The following is a 26,871-nucleotide window of genomic DNA, read 5'->3' on the forward strand; positions in this document are numbered from 1 at the left end:
CCAATGATTCCCGTCTGCCGTATCGAGGATCTGCCGGAGGGTGAGTCGGTGCGCATCGAGGCCGGCGACAGCCACGCGGCGATCGCGGTGTTCCACTCCGAGGGTGCGTTCTACGCCGTCGACGACACCTGCAGCCACCAGGACGCCTCCCTCTCCGAAGGCTGGGTCGAGGGCTGTTACGTCGAATGCCCGCTGCACGCCGCCCTGTTCGATCTGCGCTCCGGCATGCCCACCTGCCTGCCCGCCCGCAAACCGGTACGTACGCATGCGGTCACGGTGGTCGACGGAATGCTCCATGTCCACCCCTTGGTGCCCGCTGTGCAGGAAGAAGCCGTCGCATGATGCGGACGGTGACCGTCGTCGGGGCCTCGCTCGCCGGGCTGCACGCGGCGCGCGGCCTGCGCGACCAGGGCTTCGACGGCCGCCTGGTGATCGTCGGCGAGGAGCGCCACCGCCCCTACGATCGCCCTCCGCTGTCGAAGACGTTTCTGACTGGTGAGGGCCTGGCGGCCGAGGGCGAACCGGACGGCGGACTCGGCCCGCTCGCCCTCACCGACGCCGACGACGAGGCCGAACTGGACGCCGAGTGGCTGCTCGGCGTCCGGGCCGACCGGCTGGACCCCTCGGCGGGCGCCGTCGGGCTGGCCGACGGCCGCACCCTGCGCACCGACGGCGTCGTCATCGCCACCGGGGCCGCGCCCCGCACGCTGCGCGCCACCGCCCTGCCCGGGGTGCACACCCTGCGCACCCTCGACGACGCCCGCCGGCTCCGCGCCGAACTGCGGGCGGGGGCGGCCCGGGTGGTCGTCGTCGGCGCCGGATTCATCGGCGCCGAGGTCGCCTCCTCCTGTGCCTCCCTCGGTCTCGACGTCACCGTCGTCGAGGCCGCGCCGCTGCCGCTCGTTCCGCAACTGGGGGAGCGCATGGCCCAGGCGTGCGCCTCTCTGCACGCCGCGCACGGCGTGACCCTGCTGTGCGGCACGGGCGTCGCCACCCTGCGCGGCACCGATCGCGTCACCGGCGTCGAACTCGCCGACGGCCGGGTGCTGCCCGCCGATGTGGTGGTCGTCGGCGTCGGGGTGCGCCCGGTCACCGGATGGCTGGAAGACTCCGGGCTGGCCCTGGACGACGGGGTGCTGTGCGACGAGGGCTGTGCCACGGCGCTGCCGGGCGTCGTCGCCGTCGGCGACGTGGCCCGCCTCGCCCGGCCCGGTACGGCGGCCACCGTACGCGCCGAGCACTGGACCAGCGCCGCCGAACAGGGCGCGGTCGCCGCCCGCAACCTGCTCGCCGGGACCACCCTCGAATCCTTCGGCGCGCTGCCCTACTTCTGGTCCGACCAGTACGGCGCGCGCATCCAGTTCGCCGGGCGGCGCGAACCCGGCGACACCGTCCGGATCGCCGAGGGCGACCCCGAGTCGGGCGGCGGCTTCCTCGCCGTCTACGAACGCGAGGGGACCCCCACCGCCGTCCTCGCCGTCAACCGCCCCAAACCCTTCACGCGGCTGCGCCGCGAGCTCGCCCGCGCTCACCGGCCCGTCGCGCGCTGACCGCCTCCTTACGGGCCCGCCGGCGCTGCCGGCGCATCTCCCGCGCCGTGCTGCTGGGCCGGGACACCACCCCGTAACGCTGGTTCCACACCTGACGGGTCACCCATACGTCCAGCACCCCCCAGGTCGCCACCACCGTGCTCGCCACCGCGATGAGCACGGCGGGGAAGGCGAACCACGAACCGGCGAACGTGCACAGCACCGCCACCATCGCCAGCACCAGCGTCACCGCCACGATGATGACCGCCCGCACCGCCGACGTCCGCACCGGATCGGGCAGCCGCCGCCTGCGGGCGGGCTCCTCGTTCCATAGCGCCCCGGCCCCTGGTGCCGGGATGTCGCGATCCTTGTCCATGGCGTTCATGACGTTCCCACCCCTTTCGGCGGTGCCCTGGTCCGGTCGGTCACACATGGCGGGACTTGGGTCGTATGCACCCCTAGTGTGCCTTGTTCGATCACGAATGGCAGCGATCGGTGGTTCCCGTGGGGAGAGGAAAACCGGCCAACCGTATCCGGCCCTGCGCACACCGTGACCGGCGCGGGTGTGCCCTGCCTCGGGGTTTAAGTCCGATAATTATCTGACAACTGGTGATCATCGAATGTGGAGAGTTCTCGCAAGCCGTCCGACAAGCCTTCGAGATGACCAATGCTCAGTAGTAGGCTCGCGCCGCTCGTTGTCGAAGAGAATCAGTCGCCGCCCCGGCCCTCGGGGATGACGTTGGGGAGGCCATGCGCTTTCGCGGGAAGTCCATCCGCAGGAAGATCGTGGCGCTGTTGCTGGTGCCACTTGTCTCGCTGACGGCGATCTGGGCCTTCGCGACAGTGATCACCGGCCGGGAGGCGATGCAACTGCTCGACGCCTCCGCCATCATCGACAAGGCGGGCCAGCCCGCCGAGGACGCCGTACACGCCGTCCAGCAGGAGCGCCGGCAGACCCTGATCCTGCTCGCCGATCCACGCCAGTCCGACGCGCTGCCCGTGCTCCACACCCAGCAGCGCAAAACCGACGAGGCCATCGGCCGACTGCGCGACGCCGAGTCGGACAGCGCCGTGCACGACCGGATGAACAGCGAGTCCGAGGGCCTGCTCGACGACGTCCTCAAGGCGTCCGAAGGCCTCGACAGTCTGCGCCGGAAGGTCGAGGACAACGGTACCTCGCGGACCGCTGCCTATGAGTATTACAACAAACTCGTCGACCTCTGTTACGCCTTCCGCAGTTCGCTGCACGCCGTACCCGACACCGACCTGGACAAACAGGGCCGCGCGCTGGTCGCCATGATCCGTGCCCGGGAGGCGCTGTCCCGGGAGGACGCCCTGTACGTCTCCGCGCTGACGGCACGGAAGCTGACACTGGCCGACCTCAAGTCGATGTCCGACCTCATCGCCGAGCGCACCCTGCTCTACGGCACCAACCTGCCGATCCTGCCCGCCTCGGAGCAGAAGGTCTTCGCCGACTACCGGCGCACCAACGCCGCCCCCGCGGCGCTGCGCATCGCCGAGGGCAAGATCCTGGCCACCATGGAGCCGCGCCAGGCCATCGGCGCCCTGGACCGCGAACACTGGGAGAACGCGGCCGGGCCGGTCCTGGGCGACTACGACCGGCTGGGCGACGAGGCCACCAACCGCCTCCAGAAGCGCATCGACCCGGTGGCCAACAGCGTCCTGCTCAAGGCGGGCGCCGCCGCCATCCTCGGCCTCCTCGCCTTCGTCGTCTCGGTCTTCGTCTCCGTCCGGATCGGCCGCGGCCTGGTCCGCGACCTGTCCCGGCTGCGCAACGACGCCCAGGAGGCGTCCGGCGTCCGGCTGCCGAGCCTGATGCGCCGCCTCGGCGCGGGCGAGCAGGTCGACGTCGAGCGGGAGGTGCCCCGTCTGCAGCACGGCCCCGACGAGATGGGCCAGGTGGGCCACGCCCTCAACACCCTCCAGCGGGCCGCCGTCGAGGCCGCCGTCAAACAGGCCGAACTGCGCCAGGGCGTCTCCGACGTCTTCGTCAACCTCGCCCGCCGCAGTCAGGTACTGCTGCACCGTCAGCTGACCCTGCTGGACGCGATGGAGCGGCGTACCGAGGACACCGACGAACTCGCCGACCTGTTCCGGCTGGACCACATGACCACCCGTATGCGGCGGCACGCCGAGGGCCTGGTCATCCTCTCCGGCGCGGCCCCCTCCCGGCAGTGGCGCAAACCCATCCGGCTGATGGACGTCGTGCGCGCCGCCGTCGCCGAGGTCGAGGACTACGAGCGGATCGAGATCCGCAGGCTGCCCCGGATCGCGGTGAACGGCCCCGCCGTCGGCGACCTCACCCACCTCATCGCCGAACTCCTGGAGAACGCCACCGTCTTCTCCCCGCCGCACACCGCCGTCCAGGTGCACGGGGAGCGGGTCGCCAAGGGCTTCACCCTGGAGATCCACGACCGGGGCCTGGGCATGACGCCCGAGGCGCTGACGGAGGCCAACCTCCGGCTGGCCGAAACCCCCGAGTTCGAGCTGTCCGACACCGACCGGCTGGGCCTGTTCGTGGTCAGCCGGCTCGCCCAGCGGCAGGGCGTACGGGTCTCGCTCCAGCCCTCCGCGTACGGCGGCACCACCGCCATCGTGCTCATCCCGTCCGCCCTGCTCACCGAGTCCGGCCCGGACGGCCGGGACGGCCAGGACGCGGACGGCCGGGACGGGGACGCTCCGGGCGCGGACGGCCCGGGCGCCGACGACGACACCGGGCGGCAGCCCAAGCGGCAGCGCGGCGCCGCCCTGCCCAAGCAGCGCAGGCCCGGCGGCCCGTCCCCGTCCGTGGTGAGCGCGCCGCCCGCCGAACAGCACCAGCAGGCGTCCGACAGCCGGTCCGGCGCCCGCGACGGCGGTCCCGCGCCCCTGCCCCGCCGCGTGCCGCCGGTGCTGGTCTCCGACCACGGCCACCCGGTGGACGGCGGATCGGGCGGGCGGCACACCCGGCCGTCCTGGGCCGAGCGGCGCGAACAGAGCCCGGACGAGGACGAGAAGCAGAGCGGCAACCAGCCACGAAACCATCAGGAACCGCGACAGACCCGGAACGACGGCGAGGACCGGCGCCAGGACCAGGCACCGGCCCCGGAGCACCCGGCGCGACCACGCCGGGTCAGCTCCGGGCTCCCCAAGCGGGTACGGCAGGCGAGCCTCGCCCCGCAGTTGAAGAACGACCCCGAACCACCGGCGGAGAGCGGCCGATACGCTGCCGACACCGATCCCGAACGCGACGCCGAACAGGCGAGGGCCACCATGGCCTCGCTGCAACGGGGATGGCAGCGCGGTCGGCGGCAGACGGCCACCGGCTCCGGCGGTTCGGACACGGCACCACGAACGAGAGATGAGGGGGATGGGCGATGACCGCATCGAACGCCGCAGCACGCAACGGATCGGCACCGTCGGGCGAGTTGAACTGGCTGCTCGACGAACTCGTCGGCCGGGTCGGCAGCATCCGCAAGGCGCTGGTGCTCTCCGGCGACGGACTGCCCACCGGCGGTTCGCGCGATCTGTCCCGGGAGGACGGCGAACACCTGGCCGCCGTGGCCTCGGGATTCCACAGCCTCGCCAAGGGGGTCGGCCGCCACTTCGATGTCGGCCGTGTCCGGCAGACCGTCGTCGAACTCGACGAGGCCTTCCTGTTCGTCACCTCCGCCGGTGACGGCAGCTGCCTCGCCGTGCTGGCCGACGCCGACTCCGACGTCGGACAGGTAGCCTATGAGATGACGCTGCTGGTCAAGCGGGTAGGAGTGCATCTGGGCTCCGCCGCGCGATCCGGCGGGTGACGGAGGCGGGGGGAGATGACCGGAGAGGGTGCGACCGACGACCGATGGTTCGACGACGCGGCCGGACCGGTGGTCCGGCCCTACGCCATGACGCGGGGCCGCACCCGCAGCGCCGCCGAGGACAAGCTCGACCTGATCGCCGTCGTCGTCGCGGACAGGGCGAGCCCCGGGACCGCCGCCGACCAGACGTTGTCACCGGAGCACATCGACATCGTCGAACTCAGCAGCGACACCCCACAGTCCGTCGCCGAGCTGGCGGCCGAGCTCGACCTCCCGGTCGGCGTGGTCCGCGTGCTCATCGGTGACCTGCTCCACGCGGCACTCGTCCGAGTGTCCCGGCCCGTACCTCCGGCGGAACTGCCGGACGAGAGGATTCTGCGCGAGGTGATCAATGGTCTACGGGCACTCTGACCCGGGCCGCTCCCACATCATCGAACCCGTGACACTCAAGATCTTGGTGGCGGGCGGGTTCGGTGCGGGAAAGACAACTTTGGTGGGCGCGGTCAGCGAGATCAAGCCGCTGCGCACGGAGGAACTGCTCACCGAGGCAGGCCGGCCGGTGGACAACATCGCGGGGGTGGAGGGCAAGAAGACCACCACCGTCGCGATGGACTTCGGGCGCATCACGCTCCGCGAGGACCTGGTGCTGTACCTCTTCGGTACCCCGGGGCAGGATCGTTTCTGGTTCCTGTGGGACGAGCTGGCGACCGGCGCGCTGGGCGCGGTGGTGCTGGCCGATACCCGTCGGCTGGAGGACTGCTTCGCCGCCGTCGACTACTTCGAGCGGCGCGGCATCGCCTTCACGGTGGCCGTCAACTGTTTCGAGGGCGCCGACAATTATCCGGAGGACTCGGTGCGCGAGGCGCTGGACCTCGACCCCGGCACCCCGGTGGTGATATGTGACGCGCGCGAGCGCGAATCCGTCAAGCAGGTGCTGATATCGGTGGTGGAACACGCCATGCTCGCCACCTCCGCCACCCGCTGACCGGCCGCTCCGCCGCATGCGCCGCTTGCGTCGCCCGCGGCGGAGCAGCCGGGCCGGTCAGCGCACCGCGATCACCGACGAACCATGGCCGAACAGGCCCTGGTTCGCGGTGATGCCCACCCGTGCCCCCGCCACCTGGCGGTCGCCCGCCCGTCCCCGCAACTGCTGGACCAGCTCGCACACCTGGGCGATGGCCTGCGCCGGAACCGCCTCCCCGAAGGAGGCGAGACCACCGCTCGGATTGACCGGGACGCGGCCGCCGAGCGCCGTCGCGCCCTCCCGGAGCAGCCCCGCGCCCTCCCCGGCGGCGCACAGCCCCAGGTCCTCGTACCACTCCAGCTCCAGCGCGGTGGACAGGTCGTACACCTCGGCGAGCGACAGGTCCTCCGGCCCGATCCCCGCCTCCTCGTACGCCGCCCGCGCGATCGACGGACGGAACGCGTCCGGCACCGGCCCGGGCCCGGAGGCCGAGTCGGTGGCGATGTCCGGCAGATCGAGCGCGGTCCGCGGATGGCGGGGCGATACGGACGAGACGGCCCGGATGCGCACCGGGTCCGCCACACCGTGCCGCCGCGCGAAGTCCACGCTGCTCAGCACGAGCGCCGCCGCCCCGTCCGACGTCGCGCAGATGTCCAGCAGCCGCAGCGGATCGGCCACCACCGGCGACGCGGCGACCTGCTCGGCGGTCACGGGGGAGCGGTAGCGGGCGTGGCGGTTGGCGGCGCCCGCGGCCGCGTTCTTCACCTTGACCGCCGCGAAGTCCTCGGGCGTGTCCCCGTACACCGCCATCCGGCGGCGCGCCCACAGCGCGAAGTACGCCGGGTTGGTGGCGCCCAGCACCCGGAAGCGCAGCCAGTCCGGGTCGTCGGGCCGGTCGCCGCCGGACGGCGCGAAGAAGCCCTTGGGCGCCGCGTCCGCGCCCACCACCAGCACTGTGTCCACCATGCCGGACAGGATCTGGGCGCGCGCGGTGTCGATGGCCCGCGCACCGGACGCGCAGGCGGCGTACACGCTGGTGACGCGCGCCCCCTGCCAGCCCAGCGCGCGGGCGAAGGTCGCCCCCGCGACCTGGCCGGGATAGCCGCAGCGCACGGTGTTCGCGCCGACCACGGACTGGATCGCGGTCCAGTCGAGCCCGGCGTCCGCGAGCGCCGCCCGAGCCGCCTTCGTCCCGTACTCCACGAAGCTCCGGCCCCATTTGCCCCACGGGTGCATCCCGGCGCCGACCACCGCCACCTCGCCGGTCATGTCCCTACCTGCCCGGGAACCGGCCGCCAGTTCCAGGTCGCCCAGCTCGCACCATCTTCCTCGGCTCCCCCGTCCAGCACCCCCGGCACCACCTCGACCTCCATGCCGACCGCCAGATCCGCCACCGTCACCCCGGGCGCGCCCTGCCCGAGCACCACCATCCGCTCGGCGGCCAGCTCCACGGCGATCAGCGTGTACGGCTCCCACTCGGCCGCCGGATCGGCAGGGTAGGGGGCGGGCGGACGGTAGCGGCCGTCGGTGTACGACCACACCCGGCCGCGCCGCGACAGTGCCACCTCGGCCAGCTCCTCCGAGGCGCATCCGGGCGCCCGGCAGTAGGTGTCCTCGCGCGGGAAGTACACCGCGCCACAGCTCCGGCAGCGGGTGCCCAGCAGCCGGAAGTCCCCGTCGCCGGAGGTGAACCATCCGGCGACCACGGGCGTACGCGCAGATGCCACGGCTTCTCCCGGGGCTGGAGACGAAAATCTGACGGAACGTCAGAAGTGTTGCACAGGGACCATGCGACGGGTAACCCAGGTGCAGGACGGATGCCAGTGACCGGCGCGGTCACGAGCCCTGATCAGCCGGTACGGCGAGGGGAGCCAAGCGTGACGGATGGGGAAGAGGCGGAAGAGGCGGATGCGGAAGAGGCGGTCCGCTGCACGGCCGTCACCAAGGAGTTCGGCACCGGCGGCATCGTGCGGGCGCTGGACGCCGTCGATCTCACCCTCCGCCCGGGCGAGTTCTTCTCGCTCCTCGGCCCCTCCGGCTCCGGCAAGACCACCCTGCTGCGCCTGATCGCCGGGTTCGAGCGGCCCACGAGCGGCCGTATCGAACTCGCCGGGCGGGACGTCACCGCGCTGCCCCCGCACCGCCGCGATGTGCACACCGTCTTCCAGGACTACGCGCTCTTCCCGCAGATGACCGTCGAGCAGAACGTCGCCTACGCGCTCACCGTACGAGGCGTCCGCAAACCGGAGCGCACCGCCCGCGCCCGCGAGGCCCTGGCCACCGTCCGCCTCGACGGCTTCGCGTCCCGCCGCCCCGATGAACTCTCCGGCGGCCAGCGCCAGCGCGTCGCTCTCGCCCGGGCTCTCGTCGACCGGCCCGCCGTCCTGCTCCTCGACGAACCGCTCGGCGCCCTCGACCTCAGGCTCCGCCAAGAGATGCAGACCGAACTGAAGGAACTCCAGCGCACCACCGGCATCACCTTCCTCCTGGTCACCCACGACCAGGAGGAGGCGCTGACCATGAGCGACCGCGTCGCCGTCGTCTCCGACGGCCGGATCGAACAGACCGGCCCTCCGGTCGAGGTGTACGAACGCCCCGCCACCGCGTTCGTCGCGGGCTTCGTCGGCACCACCAACCTGCTGCGCGGCGAGGCCGCCCTCCGGGTGATCGGCCGCCCCGGCGCGTACAGCATCCGCCCCGAGCGCATCCGGCTCGCCGACCCCGCCGACACGCCGCCCCTCGACGGCGAACGCACGGTAACGGGGCGCATCGCCGACATCGTGCACGCCGGGGCGCACACCCGCTTCACCGTTGTGCTTCCATGCGGCGACCGGCTCACCGTGCACCGGCAGAACCTCTCCGAGCTCCCGCCCGCCGCCCGCCCCGAGGCCGAGATCCGGCTGGTCTGGGACGAGAAGGACGCCTTCCCGGTGCCGAGTTGACGCCCCGGACCACACAGGGAGTTGACGTGGTCATTGCCAGAGGCACTCTGGCGCGGGCCCACGTGACGCGCGGATACTGACGGGGCCTCGAGTACCAAGTGGGACGAGGAGGACCGGATGCGGAAACGCACGACATCCGCGTGGAGGTCCGTGGCGGCCCTGTGCGTGCTGCTGCTGACCGCCGCTGGCTGCGGATCTGACGACGGCGGCGACGGCAAGGCCGCGCAAGCCCCCGACAAACTCGGCAGAACCGAGGGCGAGGTCAACATCATCGCCTGGGCGGGCTACGCCGAGGACGGCTCCAACGACCCCAAGGCCGACTGGGTGCACCCCTTCGAGAAGAAGACCGGCTGCAAGGTCAACACCAAGACCGCCGGTACCTCCGACGAGATGGTGTCCCTCATGAAGACCGGCCAGTACGACACGGTCTCCGCCTCCGGCGACGCGACCCTGCGCCTCATCGCCTCCGGCGACGCCGCGCCCGTCAACACCAAGCTGGTGCCGAACTACCGGGACATCTTCCCGGCCCTCAAACAGCAGCCGTTCAACTCCAGGGACGGCCGGATGTACGGCATCCCGCACGGCCGCGGCGCCAACCTCCTCATGTACCGCACCGACAAGGTCAAGCCCGCCCCGGACTCCTGGCGCGCCGTCTTCGACGACGCCGCCGCGCACAACGGCCATGTCACCGCGTACGACTCGCCCATCTACCTCGCCGACGCCGCGCTCTACCTGATGCGCGCCAAGCCGTCACTCGGCATCAAGAACCCGTACGCGCTCGATCAGAAACAGCTCGACGCCGCCGTCAGCCTGCTCAAGAAGCAGCACAAGGCGGTCGGCGAGTACTGGAGCGACTACCAGAAGGAAATCACCGCCTTCAAGGGCGGCGACAGCGTCATCGGCACCACCTGGCAGGTCATCGCCAACCTCACCCAGGCCGAGAAGGCCCCGGTCAAGGCCGTGCTCCCCAAGGAGGGCGCCACCGGCTGGTCCGACACCTGGATGGTCTCCGCGAAGGCCGAACACCCCAACTGCGCCTACAAGTGGCTCGACTGGATCGTCTCCCCGAAGGTCAACGCCCAGGTGGCCGAGTACTTCGGCGAGGCCCCCGCCAACCGCAAGGCGTGCGCCGAGACCTCCGACCCGAACCACTGCGCCGTCTTCCACGCCGCCGACGAGAAGTACTTCCAGCGCGTCCACTTCTGGACCACGCCCATCAAGCAGTGCCTCGACGGCCGCAAGAACACCACCTGCACCGACTACGCCCAGTGGACCCGTGCCTGGACCGAGGTCAAGGGCTAAGGGGTGTCCTCAAGGGGCGGGACCGGGGCCGGGGGAGGGCGGCTGCGCCTGGCCGCGCTCCTCGGACCGCCCCTGCTGTGGCTGACCCTGGCCTACCTCGGCTCGCTCGCCGTCCTGCTCCTCTCCGCCTTCTGGACCACCGACTCCTTCACCTCCGACGTCGTCCGCACCTGGAACACCGACAACGTCCACGAGCTGCTTACCACCCCCGTCTACCGCACCATCGCGCTGCGCACCCTCACCATCGCAGCCGCCGTCACCGCCTTGGACGCGCTCCTCGCCCTGCCCATGGCCTTCTGCATGGCGCGCGTCGCCGGCCCGAGGTGGCGCCGTCCGCTGCTGGTCGCCGTGCTCACCCCGCTGTGGGCCAGCTACCTGGTCAAGGCCTACGCCTGGCGGGTGATGCTGAGCGAGGACGGCGTGGTCAACTCCGCGCTCGCCCCGCTCGGCCTCCACGGGCCCGGCTACGGCACCACCGCCGTCGTCCTGGTGCTCGCCTACCTCTGGCTCCCGTACATGATCCTCCCGGTGTACGCGGACCTGGAACGGCTCCCCGAACGCACCCTGGAGGCCTCCGCCGACCTCGGCGCGGGCACCTGGCGCACCCTGCGCTCGGTCGTCCTGCCCGCCGTACGCCCCGCCCTGCTCGCCGGGTCCGTCTTCACCTTCTCGCTCAGCCTCGGCGACTACATCACCGTGCAGATCGTCGGCGGCAAGACCCAGCTCCTCGGCAACGTCATCGCCTCACAGGTCACCCTCGACCTGCCGATGGCCGCCGCGCTCTCCGCCGTCCCCGTCGTCCTCATCGTCTGCTACCTGGCCGCCGTACGCCGAGCAGGCGCCCTCGACTCGCTCTAGGGGTGTCCTCATGCGGCTCTCGCGCACCGCCCGGATCGTCCTCGGCTGCGTCACCGCCGCCGGACTCGCCGTCGTCTACGCGCCCCTGCTGCTCGTCCTGCTCAACTCCTTCAACGCCGACCGCTCCTTCGGCTGGCCGCCCGGCGGCTTCACGGGCCAGTGGTGGCGCGCCGCCCTGCACAACCACGGCGCCCGCGACGCCCTGCTCACCTCGCTCAAGGCCGGGCTCGCCGCCACCGGCATCGCCCTGTGCCTCGGCACCATGGCCGCGTACGCCGTCCACCGGCACCGCTTCTTCGGCCGCCGGACCGTGTCCTTCCTGCTGGTGCTGCCGATCGCGCTGCCCGGCATCGTCAGCGGTATCGCCCTGAACGCCGCCTTCCGCACCGTCCTGGGCCCGCTCGGCATCGGCTTCGGCCTGTTCACGGTGGTCGTCGGACACGCCACCTTCTGCGTCGTGGTCGTCTTCAACAACGTCGCGGCCCGGCTGCGCCGGATCGCCCCCTCGCTGGCCGAGGCGTCCGCCGACCTCGGGGCGCGCCCCTGGCAGACGTTCCGTCACGTCACCTTCCCGGCCATGCGCTCGGCGCTCTTCGCGGGCGCGCTGCTGGCCTTCGCGCTCTCCTTCGACGAGATCGTGGTGACGACCTTCACCGCCGGTCCCGGCACCCGCACCCTGCCCCTCTGGATCTACGAGAACCTGGCCCGGCCCCACCAGGCCCCCGTCGTCAACGTCGTCGCCGCCCTGCTGGTCGCCCTGTCCGTGGTGCCCGTGGCCATCGCGCAGCGGCTGTCCTCGGACACCGCGGGCGGGCGGCTGTGAGGTCTCAGTGCCCGGTCAGTGACCGGTCAGTGACCGGCGCGAGACGGGAAAGTCGAAGTAGGTGTCCGGGAACGTCTCCGGGTTGAAGGTGTAGTGCCACCACTCCTCGGCCAGATTGACGAAGCCCTGCGCCTCCATCGCGCCCTTGAGCAGCAGCCGGTTGGCCCGCTGCTCGCCCTTGATCCTCGGGTCGAGGGTGTGCGAGAGGGTGTCGAAGCAGTCGTAACCGGTGCCCATGTCCACGGAGTTGTCCGGGAAGCGCTCCTTCTTGGGCGCGTAGCAGGGCTCCAGCTTCTCGCCCGGTACGTACGGCCGGGTCGGCAGCGCGGGCAGCCGCACGATCGTCAGGTCCATCGTGCTGCCCCGGCTGTGCCCCGACTTCTCGGCGATGTAACCGTCCTCGAACAGCCGGGTCTTGTCGACCTGCGGATAGAACTCGCCCTTCATCCGCTGGTCGCCGAGGTCCTTCGCCCAGTCGACGAAGCGGTCCACCGCGCGCTGAGGCCGGTAGCAGTCGTACACCTTCAGGGTGTAGCCCCGGCGCAGCAGTTGACGCTGCACCCGGTGCAGGGCCAGGGCCGCCGGGCGGGTCACGAGACACAGCGGCCTGCGGTAGCCGTCGATCGGGCGGCCGGTGAAGTTGTGCGGCGTGATGTACCGGATCTCCTGGCGGATCGTCGGGTCCACGTCGCTCAGCGCCACGAACTCCTTCGGCGCCCTGGGCTCTTCCCGCGCCTGCGCAGGGGCGGGCGAGGCGAGGGCCAGCAGAGCGGCGACGGGCAGGGCGAGCGCGCGCAGCGCGGCGTTGATTCTTGGCATGAGCACCCAGATACCCAGTCCCGCCGGACCGCGAACCAGACCGGACGTGCCGTCGGCTCGACCGTCGACGAGAGGGGCGTCTCGCCGATCATGCCGGGCTCCCGGCGCCTGGCACGGCACCTCGCAGTGCCGTGCTCGTCGCACTCCGCGCCCCCCAGGCGGCGCCGGAAGGTGCCCCCGCACCAGACAACGCCCCCTAGCGTGGCGACGGGGCCTCCGGAGCCGCGCCCCGCACCCGCACCGGATACCCCGCCTCGACGCCGCCCTCCCGCTCGACCCGCACCTCGTCCCCGCGCATCCGGGAGACGAACCGCAGCAGCTCCGCCTTGTCCCAGCCGTCGCCCGCGTCCACCGCCATCGACCCGCCGCCCTTGCGCCCCTGGCACGGCGGCCACACCTCCAGCTCCACGCCGCCGTCCGGCGACGCGACGGGTATCACCGCGCCCGCCCGGGCCAGCACCGGGACGCGGGACAGCGGGGCGTCGACCACCACCTGCCCGGGGCCCTCGTAGGCGCGGCCGGTGGCCGTGTCGTACCAGCGGCCGCGCGGCAGCCGCACCGCCCGCCGCACGGCGCCCTCCTCCAGCACCGGCGCCACCAGCAGCGCGTCACCCAGCAGGAAGGCGTCCTCGCAGTCGCGCAGCGCCCGGTCCTTGGGCTGCCGCCACCACAGGGGGCGCACATACGGCGCGCCGGTACGCTCCGCCAGCCGCGCGAGGGTCATGAAGTACGGCAGCAGCCGCTGCCGCTCCCGCAGGGCCGCCGCCGCGTGCTCCAGCACCCCGGCCCCGAACTCCCACGGCTCGCGCCGCCCGGCCGTGACCGCCGAACGCGTACGGAACAGCGGCAGGTACGCGCCCAGCTGGAACCAGCGCAGATACAGCTCCGGCGACGGGGAGCCGGTGAAGCCGCCGATGTCCGGCCCTGAGTACGGAACCCCCGAGAGCCCGAGCCCGAGGACCAGCGCCAGCGAGGCGCGCAGCCCCGGCCAGCCGGTCGTGACGTCGCCGGACCAGGTGCCCCCGTACCGCTGGAGCCCCGCCCAGCCGGAGCGGGAGAAGAGGAAGGGCCGCTCGTCGGGGCGCAGCTCGCCCAGCCCCTCGTATCCGGCCCGGGCCATGGCCAGCCCGTACACGTTGTGTGCCTCCCGGTGGTCGCCGCCCCGGCCCTCCAGGGCGTGCCGGGCCGAGCGCGGCAGGGTGGGCTCGCCGAAGGCGGCGAACGACACGGGCTCGCACCTGTCGTGCCACACCCCGGAGAAGCCCTGCGCCAGCCGCTCCGCGTACAGCCCGCCCCACCACTTGCGCACCCGCGGATCGGTGAAGTCCGGATACACCGACTCGCCCGCCCACACCACTCCGCGCACCTCCCGGCCGCGGGCGTCGGTGACGAAGCCTTCCGCCGCCGCCCCGCTGTCGTACACCTCGTTGCCCGGTTCCGCCTTCACCGCGGGGTCCACGACCGAGACCAGCCGCACCCCGTCCTCGCGAAGCCCGGCGGCGAGCCCGGGCAGATCGGGGAACCGCGCCGCGTCCACCGTGAAGCCCCGGTTCCCGGCCAGGTGGTCGATGTCCAGGTGCAGCGCGGACAGCGGCAGGTTCCGATCCCGGTAGCCCGCCACCACCCGCCGTACCTCGTCCGCGCCGCCGAGCCCCCGGCGCGCGTGGTGGTGGCCGAGCGCCCAGCCCGGCGGCACGGCGGGGGAGCCGGTCAGCGCGGCCCAGCCGTGCAGCACCCGGGCCGGGGTGCCCACGAACACCCAGGAGCGCACCGGCCCGCCCTCCATGCGCATCCGGACGCCACCCGGCCGGTCGTGCCCCGAACCCGCGCCCTCCTCGCCCTCCCGCAGGGTGACCGTGCCGTCCCACGAGTTGTCGTGGAACACCAGATGGGTGCCCGCGTCGGCCACCACCAGCTGCACCGGCATGGTCAGATACAGAGGATCGTCGCCCGGCCCGAAGCCGCCGCCGGGATCGGTGTTCCACAGCCGGTACGAGCCGTCCCTCAGCCGCGGCCCGCCCGCCCGTCCGCCGAGGCCGAAGAACCGCGCGTCCGCCGTCACCTCCGACCGCTGGTGCCAGCGCGCGCCCGCGACCCCCGCGCCCGCCCCCTCCGCGCCCCGGCTCTCGCTCCCGCGCTCGATCACCGCCTCGGCCGGTTCCCACCAGCGCGGCGGCAGATCCCGCCGCAGCACCACGCCGCCCGGGGTGCGCATCTCCACCGTGCCCATCCGCGACACCGAGACCGTGACCCGCTCCGACACCACCCGCCAGCCGCCGTCCGTGTCCGGCTCCAGCTGGGCCCGCTCGTCCGCCTCCGGGCAGGCGCCGTGCAGCGCGTACGACGGCTCCGGCCCGGCCCCGTCCCAGCCGCAGAACACCGCACCGCCCGCCGCCACCCGCACCCGCAGCGAGGACCGGGCGAACCGCACCACCCCACCGCCCGGCTGCGGGTCCGCACCCTCCACCACACCCGGCACCCGCGCCAGCTCCGCGCCCCGGCGCGGCAGTCCGGTCGCGTCCGAACGGCGGCGCCGCCACGCCCACCGCAGGGAGCGCAGCCCCTGCGCCGTACCGACCACCTTCACCGACCGCACCAGGTCACGCGCATTCATACTGATCACTGTGCCATTGACGAGGCAGGACGCGACCGTGGTTCAACTGCCGTTCACCCGTGGTCGGCCCACATGCCACCTGCCCCGGATGTGGAGCAGCGCCCCTGGTGCACAAGTCGATCACATGGCATCGTCCTGCACGGACCCAGATGCACCTGCACGGACCCCGATGCAGCGGACCGCGGACCTCCCGGGAGCCGACACAGATGAACACCGCAGCGCACTCCGACCACCTGCCCGGCCCCCTGTGGCAGCCCGGCGCGGACCGGATCGCCCGCGCCCAGCTGACCCGCTTCCACGCCTGGGCGGCCGAGCGGCACGGCGCGCCCGCCGCCCGCCCCGGTGACCCGGCCGCGAGCTACGCCGCGCTGCACCGCTGGTCGGTGGAGGAGCTGGAGACCTTCTGGCGCGCGGTCGCCGAGTGGTTCGAGGTGCGCTTCGGCACCCCGTACGAGACCGTCCTCGCCGACGCGCGCATGCCCGGTGCCCGCTGGTTCCCCGGCGCCACCCTCAACTACGCCGAACACGCGCTGCGCGCGGGCGAGGACCCTGCCCGCGCCGACGAGCCCGCGCTGCTCCACGTCGACGAGACCCATGAGCCGCGCCCCGTCACCTGGGCCGAGCTGCGCGGCCAGGTCGGCGCGGCCGCCGCCACGCTGCGGCGGCTCGGCGTCCGGCCCGGCGACCGGGTCAGCGGCTACCTCCCCAACATCCCGCAGGCCGCCATCGCCTTCCTCGCCACCGCCGCCGTCGGCGGGGTGTGGACCTCCTGCGCCCCCGACTTCGGCGCGCGCGGCGTCCTGGACCGCTTCCAGCAGGTCGAGCCGGTCGTCCTGTTCACCGTCGACGGCTACTCCTACGGCGGCAAGACCCACGACCGCACCGGGACCGTCGCCGAGCTGCGCCGCGAACTGCCGACCGTGCGCGCCGTCGTCCATGTCCCGCTGCTCGGCACGCCCACCCCCGAAGGGGCGCTGGCCTGGGACGACATCGTCCGCGACGAGAGCGAACCGGTCTTCGAGCAGGTGCCCTTCGACCATCCGCTGTGGGTGCTCTACTCCTCCGGCACCACCGGGCTGCCCAAGGCGATCGTGCAGTCCCAGGGCGGCATCCTGCTGGAGCACCTCAAGCAGCTGGGCCTGCACTGCGACCTCGGCCCCGGGGACCGCTTCTTCTGGTACACCTCCACCGGCTGGATGATGTGGAACTTCCTGGTGTCCGGGCTGCTGGCCGGAGCCACCGTGGTGCTGTACGACGGCAGCCCCGGCCACCCGGACACCGCCGCCCAGTGGCGCATCGCCGAGCGCACCGGCACCACGCTGTACGGCACCTCCGCCGCGTACGTCATGGCCTGCCGCAAGGCCGGTGTCCATCCGGGGCGCGACTTCGACCTCTCCCGGGTGAAGTGCGTCGCCACCACGGGTTCACCGCTGCCACCGGACGGCTTCCGCTGGATTCACGACGAGGTGGCGGAGGACATGTGGATCGCCTCCGTCAGCGGCGGCACCGATGTGTGCAGCTGCTTCGCGGGCGCCGTACCGACCCTCCCCGTCCACATCGGCGAGCTCCAGGCCCCCGGCCTCGGCACCGACCTGCAGGCCTGGGACGCGCAGGGCAGGCCGGTGGTCGACGAGGTCGGCGAGCTGATCGTCACCCGCCCCATGCCGTCCATGCCGGTCCGCTTCTGGAACGACCCGGACGGCAGCCGCTACCGCGACAGCTACTTCGAGATGTTCCCCGGCGTCTGGCGCCACGGCGACTGGATCACCCTCACCTCCCGCGGCACGGTCGTCATCCACGGCCGCTCCGACTCCACGCTCAACCGGCAGGGCGTACGGATGGGGTCCGCCGACATCTACGAGGCCGTCGAACGCCTCCCCGAGATCCGCGAATCCCTCGTCATCGGCGTCGAACAGCCCGACGGCGGCTACTGGATGCCGCTCTTCGTCCACCTCGCCCCCGGCGCGACCCTGGACGAGGACCTGCTGGCCCGCATCAAGAGCACGATCCGCAAGGAGCTCTCCCCGCGCCACGTCCCCGACGAGGTCATCGAGGTCCCGGGCGTCCCCCACACCCTCACCGGCAAGCGCATCGAGGTCCCGGTCAAACGCCTCCTCCAGGGCACGGCCCTGGACAAGGCGGTCAACCCGGGGTCGGTGGACGACATGGACCTGCTGCGGCACTACGAGCGCCTGGCCCGGACGAGGGGCCTCTCGGCCGACTAACGGTGCGTCGACGGGACGTGTGTCGGGTCCAACTGGTCGGCCAGGCAGGCCAGATAGAGGGAGAGCGCACCGCGGTCGCGCAGTGAGCGGCCGCTGATCTGCTCGATCTTGTTCATGCGGTAGACGAGGGTGTTGCGGTGGATGTGCAGCGCCGCCGACGCCCGCACCAGGTTGAAGCCGTTCTCGCACCACGCCACCACCGTCTCCCGCAGCACCGGCCAGTCCGGCTGCGCGCGCAGTTCCACGGCGGTCAGGGCGAGGAGACGGGCCCGGGTGTGCTGCCCGACGGCGGCCAGCAGCTGGTGGCCGCGCAGATCACCGATGCGGTGGACAGGCGCGCCGGGGGCGACGCGGGCGCCGAGCCGCAGCGCGTCGCACGCGTCCTGGTACGAGTCGTGCAGCCCGCCGACGGACGAGGCCGGTTCGCCGATCCCGGCGCGCAGCACCAGGCCGTACCGTACGTCGGCGACCTCCGTGAGCCGCCCGCAGACCGCCGCCACCCCCGCGTCGACGGCCTCGCCGCGCAGCCGGTGCAGCACCCCGATCCATCCGGGGGCGGCGTTCGCGACGATGTCCTGCGGATCGGGGAACGCCTCGCGGACGGTGCGCAGCAGCTCCGGGCGGACCAGCGCGGTGTCCCGGGGACGGCGTCCACCGGTGTACCCGGTGCCATGGCCGCGTCCGCCGCCCCCGCGCTCCTCGTCCGGCACCGTCACCTCCATCGCGATCGCGACCCGTGAGAGCCGCAGGTCGAAGCCCAGCTCGGCGGCGCGGAAGACGATGAAGTCGGGCTCGACGACCTGTGCGTCGTAGGAGGCGACGTCGACGATCAGGTCCTCCAGCACCCGTTCCCTCAGCACCCGCGAGCGCAGCAGCACGGACTCCCGCATCAGGATCTCCGTCTGCCGTTTCACCAGCAGCCCAAAGCGGCCCACCTGGGCGGGTGTGCCGGTGATCCCGACCGTGCCGACCGCGTGCCCGTCCCGGACCAGGGGGAGCGTGACACCGGCGCGCACGCCCCGCAGGGACTGGGCCTGCGCGGTCGTGTGGGTGGCGGGCTCCTGGGTGCGCAGCACCTCGACGGACGCCTCGTGGAAGGTGCCGACGCGGCTCCGGTCGCCGCTGCCGATGACCGTGCCCTCGCTGTCGGTGATGAGGACGTTGAATCCGATGACCGCCGAGGTGTCCCCGGCGATCTCCTGGGCGAGTGACGGGCTGAGCATGCGTGGACCCCCGTCGAGAGGTGCGCGGGACGTGGCCCGAGGGGTGGCGCGAAGTGGGACGCACCATACAGTGCGGCAAACCTTATCCGCCATATATTCGTACGAAATAGCCAGTGACCGAAGCTCGGTGCACTCGTAGCGTATGGGGCAATTCACGCCACCGCCGCGGTGATGACGCGGTGAACGGCGGGCTCTGCCCAGCCCCGACACGGAAGGCCGATCCGATGGCCCGTGTACGCATCCTCCTCACAGCCCTGTCCGTGATGCCGCTCCTCGCCCTGACCGCCTGTGGATCGGACAGCGACGCCGCCGCTCCCAAGAAGGTCTCCGCGAAGACGGCGGCGCTCGGAACGATCGACCCCGGCGTCCTGAAAGTGGCCGTCCAGCCCTACGCGCCCTACACCACCGTCAAGGACGGCAAGATCGTCGGCCTCGACGGCGACATCCTCCAGTACGCCGCCAAGAAGCTCGCCCTCTCCATCCAGCCCGAGACGACGGACTTCGCGGGCATGCTCGCCGGGGTCCAGTCCCGGCGGATGGACATCACCATCGGCGGCGTCGCCTGGACCAAGGACCGCCAGAAGCAGGGACTGTTCACCGACCCGCCCTACTACTCGCCCCCGGCGATGGCGGTCGGCTCGGGCAAGAGGTACAAGACCATCGACGACCTGAAGGGCCTGCGCCTGGGCACCGTCGAGGGCTATGTCTGGGTCAAGTCCATCAAGGCGGTCCCCGGCGCCCAACTGCGCGCCTATCCCGACGCCAACGGCGTCTTCGACGACCTCGCCGCGGGCCGCATCGACGTCGGCTTCCTCGACCCGCTCATCATCATCGCGGCCGAGAAGGAACGCTCCGAGAAGATCAAGACCGAATACCTGACGCCGCCGACCGCCGCGCAGGTCAAGGCCAAGCCCGCCTACGAGTACTTCCGCCCGTACCAGACCGGCTTCTACCTCCCCAAGAAGGCCACCAAGCTGGAGAAGGCCATCTCCGCCCAGGTCGACGCCATGTACAAGAACGGCGAGCTGACGAAGCTGATCAAGAAGTGGGGCGGCGACCCGCAGCAGTTCCTGAAGCCCGCCACCGACGTCGCCCCCGCACGGCGCGGAGTCGACCGGCCCGCCGACTGGAACGCCCCGTCCATCACCTCCGCCGGACAGTGAGGGGGCCACCGCCGTGACGACCGCCGCCGGACTCTTCCAGGTCCCCTGGTCCGACTACCGCTCCGATCTGCTCGACGCCCTGCTCAAGACGGTCTCGTACACCGCCGTCAGCTTCGCGGGCGCCGCCCTCCTCGGCCTGGCGGTGGCGCTGCTGCGGCTGAGCCGCGTATGGCCGCTGCGCGCCCTGGCCGCCGTCTACACCGAGCTGTTCAAGAACATCCCCCTGCTCGCCATCATCTTCCTGACCTACTTCGGCCTGGGCTCGGTCGACATCCGGCTCGACGTCTTCACGGCCGGATGCCTGAGCCTCATCGTCTTCTACTCCGCCTATCTGTCCGAGATCTTCCGCGCCGCCATCAGCGGAATCCACGACGGCCAGACGGAAGCCGGCGAGGCGCTCGGACTGAGCCGCCTGAGCGTCTTCGGCCACGTGGTCTTCCCACAGGCCCTGCGCCTGGCACTGCCCGGCACCAACACCATGCTGGTCGACCTGCTCAAGGGCACCTCCCTGCTGGTCACGATCTCCGCCGCCGAGCTGATGTCCGAGGCGCGGCTCATCACCTCCTCCACCTTCCGGGCACTGGAGGTGTACCTCGTCATCTCGGCCGTGTACTTCGCCCTCTGCTACCCGCTGTCCCAACTGCTGCTCGCGCTGGAGCGCGCCATCCGGGCCGGAAAGCCGCTCACCCCGCGACGGCGGCGCCGACTGCGCACCGCCCGCGTCCTGCTCGCCGAGACGCCCGCCCTCGCCGAGACGCCCGCCCTGGCCGACACCCCGTCCCCGAAGGAGGCGACGGCATGACCACCGACGCCGTCGTACGGATCACCGACCTCGGCAAGTCCTTCGACGGACGCCGCGTCCTCGACGATGTCTCACTCGACGTACCGCGCGGCCGGATCGTCAGCGTCATCGGCCAGAGCGGCGGCGGAAAAACGACCCTGCTGCGCTGCGTCAACCTGCTGGAACGCCCCGACACCGGCACCATCGAGGTGGCGGGCGAGACGGTCCACAGCGACGGACGGACCGTCTGCCGCGACCTCGCCCGGCTGCGCCGCACCGTCGGCATGGTCTTCCAGCGCTTCCACCTCTTCCCGCACCTGACCGCCGTCGAGAACGTCATGCTGGCCCAGGTCAAGGCGGGCGTCCCCGAACGCACCGCCCTGGAGCGCGCCGTCGTACTGCTGCGCCGGGTCGGGCTCGCCCACCGCGGCCTCGCCCACCCCGACCAGATGTCCGGCGGTGAACAGCAGCGCGTCGCCATCGCGCGGGCCCTCGCGCTCAAGCCCGAAGTGCTGCTCTTCGACGAGCCCACCTCGTCGCTCGACCCGGAGGCGACCCGTGAAGTCCTGCGGGTCATGCGCGAGCTGGCCCGGGAGGGGATGACGATGATGCTCGTCACCCACGAACTGCCCTTCGCCCGCGAGGTGTCCGACTGGGTCGCCTTCGTCGACGGCGGCCGGATCATCGAGGCGGGCCCGCCCGCCGACGTACTCGGACAGCCCCAGCAGGCGCGCACCCGGGCGTTCCTGACCACCTACGAGTCCACCGCCGTCGTCGGCGCATAGGGGACACGTCATGGACACCATGCACGGCAGCGGTCCGGTGGTGGTCGTCGGCGGCGGGGTGGTCGGCCTGTGCACGGCGTACTACCTGGCCGAACACGGGCTGCCGGTCGAGATCGTGGAACGGCGCGGAGTGGGCTCCGGCGTCTCCCGCGGCAATGCGGGGTGGGTCTGCCTCAGCCACTCCACCCCCGTCCCCGCCCCGGGCGTACTGCGCTACGCGGCGCGCTCCCTCGGCAGACCGGACTCCCCGCTCTATCTGCGCCCGCTGCCGGACCCCGCGTTCGTACGCTGGCTGTGGCGCTTCTGGCGCAGCAGCACGCCCACGGCGTTCCGGCGCGGCTACGCGGCCATCGCCGAGCTGAACCGCACCACGTTCGCCCTCTTCGACGGGCTGCGCGAGGCGGGAGTCGAGACCACCCTCAGCCGCCCGGGCATGGTGCACGCGTTTCTGTCGCCCGGCGAGGCACGGCACCACCTCCAGCTCCAGCGGCAGATGGCGGACGGCCGCTACCCGCTCCCGGACGACGTCAGCACCGGCCCCGAGGCGATGGCCCTGGACCCTTCGCTGGCACCGGGCGTCCAGGCCGCCTACCTCGTCCCCGGAGAAGGCGTCCTGGACCCGGTGGCCTTCGCCCAGGCCCTCGAAGAACGGCTCGCGGCGACCGGGGTGAAGGTCCACGAGAACGTGGCGGCGACCGGCTTCCGGCGCGGCCGGGCCGGGGACCGGGTCACCGCGGTGACCACCGACACCGGCGAGATCCCCTGCTCGGCCGTCGTCGTCGCGGCCGGAGTGCGCTCCGCGGACCTGCTGCGCGACCTGGGCCACCGGCTGCCGCTCCAGGCGGGCAAGGGCTACAGCTTCTCCGTCGGCCTCGACCCCGCGCCGACCCACACCCTGTACTTCGGCGAGCACCGGGCGGTGGCCTCCCCGATCGGCGGCACCACCCGCATCGCCGGGACGATGGAGCTGAGCGGCAACAACAACCGGCTCGACTGGCGCAGGATCGTCGCCGTCGCACGGGCCAGCCGCCACTACCTCGGCCAGTGGTTCGACGATCCGGACGACCTGGTGGCGCTGATCCGCGACCCCTGGGTCGGCGGCCGTCCGTTCCTGCCCGACGGGCTGCCGGTCATCGACCGCGTACCCGGAACCGGAAACGCCTTCGCCGCCACCGGCCACGGCATGCTGGGCGTGACGCTCGGCCCGGTCACCGGCAGCGAACTCGCCTCCTACGTCGTCACCGGCCGCCGCCCCGCCGCCCTCACCCCGTTCCGCCTCGACCGGCTCCGCGGCTGACAGCCCGATGACGCGTCCGCCGGAGCGTTGTCAGTGCCCCCGGTTACGGTGAGTGAGCACTGAACGTCCGCGCTGAGGGGGAGTCATGGCGCACACCGACACCGGCGGCACACACCGCGCGAAGCCCACCGCGATCCGGGCCTTACGTAGGGAAGTGCCCAGTACCGTCGCGCTGTTGGCCGCCGAGGAGGACTTCGCCGCCATGCGGGGATACGCCTCGTTCGGCTTCGCCGACCACGCCCGGTACCTGCGGGCAATGGAGGGGCTGCTGCGCGCGCTCTCGTCACAGGGAGTGCACACCACCGTCGCCCTCTTCGACCCCGTCGCGTACCAGGAGTACTGCGCGCACACCCGGCTCGACCCGGACACCCCCAGGAGCCGCAGCCGCTACACGGCGGAGGTGGCGTCCACGGGCGCCACCGTCGTCTACGAGGGCCAGCCCCTCGACCAGCTGCTGCCGCGCCTGATCACCGTGGCCGAGGAGCGCGCCACCTGGGAGTACGCCTCGGCGGTGCTCGCCCGGGCGGGCGGCTGCGGCGGCCCCGGCGGCTGTGGGGGCGGCACCGCACACGCGGCGTTCGACCGCGCCGCCGCCGCGCTGTTCGCCGTGCTCGACGCGGCGGGGCCGGGCCTGCACCACCTGGTGTGCAGCGTCCCGGTGGACGACACGCCCCTGGCCGCCGTGGTGCACGCCACCACGCGGGAAGGGCGGCCGCCCAGGCTCGCCGAACCCGGCGCGCTCGTCTTCCGCACCGTGCTGGCCTGCGGCATCGCCACCCAGAGCCCCGGCGGCGTCGTCCTGCGCACCAGCCTGCCCGGAGCCCCGGACACGCTGCGCGGCTGGGCGCTGCGCGACGGCTGGCTGCGCCCGCTGACCGAGGCCGAGGTCTTCACCGCGTACTGCACCGACGCGCGGACCGGCGAGCCGATCCCGCCGGAGCACGGCGTCGAATACCGGGCGGGCCTCCCGCTGCCCCGGCCCGAGGACGAGACGGGGTGACGAAACGGCGAAGGGCCCGTCCCACCGCGGCCAACCGCGGCGGGACGGGCCCCGCACCCGCTCACCTCACCGGCTCACTCGCCGGACAGCACCGCCTGCGCGGCCCGCCGGGCGTCCTCGGCGGTGTCCGCCGCGCGCGCCGCCGAAGCGGCCCGCTCGCACTGGGCGAGCGTGTGCTTGGCCAGCGTGGCCCGGACATACGGAATCGACGCGGCACCCATGGAGAGGCTGGTGACGCCCAGACCGGTCAGCACACACGCCAGCAGCGGGTCGGAGGCGGCCTCGCCGCACACCCCGCAGCTCTTGCCCTCGGCCCGCGCGGACTCCGCCGACGCCGCGACCAGGTCGAGCAGCGCGGGCTGCCACGGGTCCTGCAGCCGCGACACCGCACCCACCTGCCGGTCCGCGGCGAACGTGTACTGCGCCAGGTCGTTGGTGCCCAGCGACAGGAACTCGACCTCCTGAAGGATCGAGCGGGCCCGCAGCGCGGCCGACGGAATCTCCACCATCGCACCGAACTTGGCCTGCAGCCCGGCCTCCCGGCACGCGTCCGCGAACGCCTTGGCGTCCAGCCGGTCGGCCACCATCGGCGCCATGACCTCAAGGTAGACCGGCAGCCCTTCCGCCGCCTTGGCCAGCGCCGTCAGCTGCGTCCGCAGGACGTCGGGGTGGTCCAGCAGCGTCCGCAGCCCGCGTACGCCCAGCGCCGGGTTGGGCTCGTCGGACGGGGTGAGGAAGTCCAGCGGCTTGTCCGCGCCCGCGTCCAGGACCCGCACCACCACCCGGCCCTCGGGGAACGCCTCCAGCACCTGCCGGTAGGCCTCGGTCTGCTTCTCCTCCGACGGCGCCTTCGTGCTGTCGTCGAGGAAGAGGAACTCCGTACGGAACAGCCCCACGCCCTCGGCGCCCGCCTCGACCGCCGCCGGGACGTCCGCCGGACCGCCGACATTCGCCAGCAGCGGCACCTTGTGCCCGTCGGAGGTCGCGCCAGGACCGGACGAGGCGGCCAGCGCCGCCCGCCGCTCCTCGGCGGCCCGGGTCAGCTCCGCCCGCTTGTCCTCGCTCGGCGACACGAAGATCTCGCCCGTGGAGCCGTCCACGGCGATCATGGTGCCCTCGATCAGCTCCCTGGCACCGGGCAGCGCCACCACGGCCGGTACCCCGAGGGCGCGCGCCAGAATCGCGCTGTGGCTTGTCGGCCCGCCCTCCTCGGTCACGAAGCCGAGCACCAGGGTCGGATCGAGCAGCGCCGTGTCCGCCGGGGCGAGATCGCGCGCGATCAGCACATACGGCTCGTCGCTGTCGGGCACGCCCGGCATCGGCACACCCAGCAGCCGCGCCACGATCCGGTTCCGCACATCGTCGAGGTCGGCCACCCGGCCCGCCAGGTACTCCCCGGCCCCGGCCAGCAGCGCCCGGTACGCGGCGAAGGCGTCGTACACCGCGCGCTCGGCGGTGCTGCCCACCGCGATCCGACGTTCGACGTCGGCGATCAGCTCCGGGTCCTCCGCCATCATGGCCTGCGCTTCGAGCACGGCCTGGGCCTCGCCGCCCGCCAGATTGCCGCGCGCGATCAGGTCCGCCGAAACGGCCTCCACCGCCTGGCGCGCCCGCTGCTGCTCACGCGGTGCCTCGTCGGCCGGAATCTGCTTCGCCGGCGGCTCCAGCACCGCCGTGCCCATGTGGCGCACCTCGCCGATGGCCACGCCGTGGCTCACGCCGACGCCTCGCAGCGTTGTCTCCATGTCACCTGTCCCCGGTCGATATGGCGGAACCCCGCCGTGGTGGATGTCGTACTCGCCGTCGACGCCGCCCGGACCGGTTCCGGACGGCGTCGAGGTCACGTCCAGCTGAACAGTGTGTCGCCCGGCTTCACATCGCCGTCCTCCCGGACCGCCGCGAGTGAGTCGGCCGTGGCCTCCAGGGCCACGACCGGGCAGATCGGCGACTTGCCGGCGGCCACCGCCACCGCGGGGTCCCAGCGCACGATCGCGTCGCCGCGCCTGACGGTGTCCCCCTTGTTGATGAGCACCTCGAAGCCGTCGCCGCTCAGCTGCACGGTGTCGATCCCGAGGTGGGTGAGTACCCCATGCCCCTCCTCGTCCACGACCACGAACGCGTGCGGGTGCAACGAGACGACGATGCCGTCGACCGGGGCCACCGCTACACAGGGTTCGAGCACCGGGTCGATCGCCGTACCCGGCCCGACCATCGCGCCCGAGAAGACCGGATCGGGAACCGCTGTCAGTCCGATCGCGCGCCCGGCGAGCGGAGACGTCACGGTGGTCATGGGAAGCCTCCCGGGATGAAGATCCATCTCGCGCTGTCACCGCCTGTCCCGGACAGCGCACTGCCCAGAAGGGTAAGTCATAGGAACTTGGGATTCCGCACAAGCGGCGCAGGCCGGAGACCCCCGGGGCCCCCGAATCGATTTGCCACCGCCGCGTGAGGCGCTGTACTGTCTTACTCCTGCCCATCCGGAAGAAGCATCGCAGTCAGCTGCGGCCTCGTCCAGGTGAGGGCGGCACCTTACAGTCACTTGATCCAAATCCCGGATCTGCTTTTGCATGCCGTGCGAAAGACAGCGATTCGGAAAGCGGAAAAAGGTCTGATAGCGTGTGAAACACCGAAGGGGAGCGCCCGGAGAGACCGGTGATACGGTTTCAAAGGAAGCGTCCGTTCCTTGAGAACTCAACAGCGTGCTAAAAGTCAACGCCAAATATGTTGATACCCCGTCCACATC

24 protein-coding genes are annotated in these 26,871 nt (G+C 72.3%); 16 read left to right on the forward strand and 8 right to left on the reverse strand.

Features of this window, described 5'->3' with window-relative positions:
- Positions 1–3 precede the first annotated feature (3 nt).
- Together ABZ370_RS24910 and ABZ370_RS24915 are read left to right on the forward strand one after the other, a co-directional pair.
- Positions 4–342, forward strand: coding sequence for a bifunctional 3-phenylpropionate/cinnamic acid dioxygenase ferredoxin subunit (locus tag ABZ370_RS24910; RefSeq protein WP_358624827.1), 339 nt, complete (start codon positions 4–6; stop codon positions 340–342).
- A complete protein-coding gene (locus ABZ370_RS24915; protein ID WP_358624907.1) occupies positions 342–1,550 on the forward strand; it encodes an FAD-dependent oxidoreductase in 1,209 nt (402 codons plus the stop codon). The genes ABZ370_RS24910 and ABZ370_RS24915 overlap by 1 nt, the downstream gene beginning before the upstream one ends.
- Here the strand turns inward: ABZ370_RS24915 and ABZ370_RS24920 are convergent.
- Complete coding sequence (locus ABZ370_RS24920) at positions 1,498–1,914, reverse strand: hypothetical protein (protein ID WP_358624829.1); 417 nt, start codon at positions 1,912–1,914, stop codon at positions 1,498–1,500. The two genes, ABZ370_RS24915 and ABZ370_RS24920, sit on opposite strands and share 53 nt — an antisense overlap.
- 365 nt (positions 1,915–2,279) lie before the next feature.
- Here ABZ370_RS24920 and ABZ370_RS24925 point away from each other — a divergent pair, with 365 nt between their 5' ends.
- The 4 genes from ABZ370_RS24925 to ABZ370_RS24940 are packed head-to-tail and all read left to right on the forward strand — an operon-like array spanning position 2,280 to position 6,317.
- Entirely contained in the window at positions 2,280–4,910 is a 2,631-nt protein-coding gene (locus tag ABZ370_RS24925; protein ID WP_358624831.1) for a nitrate- and nitrite sensing domain-containing protein, read from the forward strand.
- Positions 4,907–5,332, forward strand: a complete 426-nt coding sequence (locus tag ABZ370_RS24930) for a roadblock/LC7 domain-containing protein (protein ID WP_358624833.1) — start codon at positions 4,907–4,909, stop codon at positions 5,330–5,332. Before ABZ370_RS24925 ends, ABZ370_RS24930 begins: the two co-directional genes overlap by 4 nt.
- Before the next feature lie 15 nt (positions 5,333–5,347).
- Positions 5,348–5,743 carry a DUF742 domain-containing protein gene (locus ABZ370_RS24935; RefSeq protein ID WP_358624836.1) on the forward strand — a complete coding sequence of 132 codons (396 nt, stop codon included), beginning with the start codon at positions 5,348–5,350 and terminating at the stop codon, positions 5,741–5,743.
- The gene (locus ABZ370_RS24940) at positions 5,724–6,317 is read left to right on the forward strand and encodes an ATP/GTP-binding protein (protein ID WP_358624839.1); all 594 of its coding nucleotides are present in this window, start codon (positions 5,724–5,726) and stop codon (positions 6,315–6,317) included. The genes ABZ370_RS24935 and ABZ370_RS24940 overlap by 20 nt, the downstream gene beginning before the upstream one ends.
- Positions 6,318–6,374: 57 nt before the next feature.
- On the opposite strand, the gene ABZ370_RS24945 is transcribed toward ABZ370_RS24940, so the two are convergent.
- Entirely contained in the window at positions 6,375–7,565 is a 1,191-nt protein-coding gene (locus ABZ370_RS24945; RefSeq protein WP_358624841.1) for a lipid-transfer protein, read from the reverse strand.
- Positions 7,562–8,023 (reverse strand): zinc ribbon domain-containing protein, encoded by a 462-nt coding sequence (locus tag ABZ370_RS24950; protein WP_358624843.1) that lies wholly within the window; start codon positions 8,021–8,023, stop codon positions 7,562–7,564. The genes ABZ370_RS24945 and ABZ370_RS24950 overlap by 4 nt, the downstream gene beginning before the upstream one ends.
- A 150-nt stretch (positions 8,024–8,173) precedes the next feature.
- Here ABZ370_RS24950 and ABZ370_RS24955 point away from each other — a divergent pair, with 150 nt between their 5' ends.
- The 4 genes from ABZ370_RS24955 to ABZ370_RS24970 all read left to right on the forward strand — a co-directional run bounded on the left by ABZ370_RS24955 (position 8,174) and on the right by ABZ370_RS24970 (position 12,221).
- Positions 8,174–9,238, forward strand: coding sequence for an ABC transporter ATP-binding protein (locus tag ABZ370_RS24955; protein ID WP_358624845.1), 1,065 nt, complete (start codon positions 8,174–8,176; stop codon positions 9,236–9,238).
- 117 nt (positions 9,239–9,355) lie between these two features.
- The gene (locus ABZ370_RS24960) at positions 9,356–10,540 is read left to right on the forward strand and encodes an ABC transporter substrate-binding protein (protein WP_358624848.1); all 1,185 of its coding nucleotides are present in this window, start codon (positions 9,356–9,358) and stop codon (positions 10,538–10,540) included.
- A gap of 3 nt (positions 10,541–10,543) precedes the next feature.
- Positions 10,544–11,398: an ABC transporter permease gene (locus tag ABZ370_RS24965; protein WP_358624850.1), complete on the forward strand. Its 855-nt coding sequence runs from the start codon at positions 10,544–10,546 to the stop codon at positions 11,396–11,398.
- 10 nt (positions 11,399–11,408) lie between these two features.
- Positions 11,409–12,221 carry an ABC transporter permease gene (locus ABZ370_RS24970; protein ID WP_358624853.1) on the forward strand — a complete coding sequence of 271 codons (813 nt, stop codon included), beginning with the start codon at positions 11,409–11,411 and terminating at the stop codon, positions 12,219–12,221.
- 15 nt (positions 12,222–12,236) lie between these two features.
- Here the strand turns inward: ABZ370_RS24970 and ABZ370_RS24975 are convergent, their stop codons facing one another.
- Together ABZ370_RS24975 and ABZ370_RS24980 are read right to left on the reverse strand one after the other, a co-directional pair.
- Positions 12,237–13,040, reverse strand: coding sequence for a M15 family metallopeptidase (locus ABZ370_RS24975; protein WP_358624855.1), 804 nt, complete (start codon positions 13,038–13,040; stop codon positions 12,237–12,239).
- A gap of 196 nt (positions 13,041–13,236) precedes the next feature.
- Positions 13,237–15,654 carry a glycoside hydrolase family 31 protein gene (locus ABZ370_RS24980; protein ID WP_358624857.1) on the reverse strand — a complete coding sequence of 806 codons (2,418 nt, stop codon included), beginning with the start codon at positions 15,652–15,654 and terminating at the stop codon, positions 13,237–13,239.
- Positions 15,655–15,860: 206 nt separating this feature from the next.
- On the opposite strand from ABZ370_RS24980, the gene ABZ370_RS24985 reads away from it, so the two are divergent.
- Positions 15,861–17,879 carry an acetoacetate--CoA ligase gene (locus ABZ370_RS24985; protein ID WP_358624860.1) on the forward strand — a complete coding sequence of 673 codons (2,019 nt, stop codon included), beginning with the start codon at positions 15,861–15,863 and terminating at the stop codon, positions 17,877–17,879.
- Here ABZ370_RS24985 and ABZ370_RS24990 read toward each other — a convergent pair.
- A complete protein-coding gene (locus ABZ370_RS24990) occupies positions 17,876–19,102 on the reverse strand; it encodes a sugar diacid recognition domain-containing protein (RefSeq protein WP_358624862.1) in 1,227 nt (408 codons plus the stop codon). The two genes, ABZ370_RS24985 and ABZ370_RS24990, sit on opposite strands and share 4 nt — an antisense overlap.
- 224 nt (positions 19,103–19,326) lie before the next feature.
- On the opposite strand from ABZ370_RS24990, the gene ABZ370_RS24995 reads away from it, so the two are divergent.
- The 5 genes from ABZ370_RS24995 (at position 19,327) to ABZ370_RS25015 (ending at position 24,128) form a co-directional block, all read left to right on the forward strand.
- On the forward strand, positions 19,327–20,265 hold the full coding sequence (locus tag ABZ370_RS24995) for a transporter substrate-binding domain-containing protein (RefSeq protein WP_358624864.1): 939 nt from the start codon (positions 19,327–19,329) through the stop codon (positions 20,263–20,265).
- Between the two features lie 13 nt (positions 20,266–20,278).
- Positions 20,279–21,067, forward strand: coding sequence for an amino acid ABC transporter permease (locus tag ABZ370_RS25000; protein WP_358624866.1), 789 nt, complete (start codon positions 20,279–20,281; stop codon positions 21,065–21,067).
- Positions 21,064–21,831 carry an amino acid ABC transporter ATP-binding protein gene (locus tag ABZ370_RS25005; protein ID WP_358624868.1) on the forward strand — a complete coding sequence of 256 codons (768 nt, stop codon included), beginning with the start codon at positions 21,064–21,066 and terminating at the stop codon, positions 21,829–21,831. Before ABZ370_RS25000 ends, ABZ370_RS25005 begins: the two co-directional genes overlap by 4 nt.
- A gap of 10 nt (positions 21,832–21,841) precedes the next feature.
- Positions 21,842–23,128 (forward strand): FAD-dependent oxidoreductase, encoded by a 1,287-nt coding sequence (locus ABZ370_RS25010; RefSeq protein WP_358624870.1) that lies wholly within the window; start codon positions 21,842–21,844, stop codon positions 23,126–23,128.
- 85 nt (positions 23,129–23,213) lie between these two features.
- Entirely contained in the window at positions 23,214–24,128 is a 915-nt protein-coding gene (locus tag ABZ370_RS25015; RefSeq protein ID WP_358624873.1) for a hypothetical protein, read from the forward strand.
- 74 nt (positions 24,129–24,202) lie between these two features.
- On the opposite strand, the gene ptsP is transcribed toward ABZ370_RS25015, so the two are convergent.
- Together ptsP and ABZ370_RS25025 are read right to left on the reverse strand one after the other, a co-directional pair.
- Positions 24,203–25,873: a phosphoenolpyruvate--protein phosphotransferase gene (gene ptsP, locus ABZ370_RS25020; protein WP_358624876.1), complete on the reverse strand. Its 1,671-nt coding sequence runs from the start codon at positions 25,871–25,873 to the stop codon at positions 24,203–24,205.
- A 95-nt stretch (positions 25,874–25,968) separates the two neighbouring features.
- Positions 25,969–26,418, reverse strand: coding sequence for a PTS glucose transporter subunit IIA (locus ABZ370_RS25025; protein ID WP_358624879.1), 450 nt, complete (start codon positions 26,416–26,418; stop codon positions 25,969–25,971).
- Positions 26,419–26,871: the final 453 nt, after the last annotated feature.

Origin of the sequence: Streptomyces sp. NPDC005962, assembly GCF_040629205.1 — a bacterium.
In the GTDB taxonomy this organism is placed as follows: Bacteria; Actinomycetota; Actinomycetes; order Streptomycetales; family Streptomycetaceae; genus Streptomyces.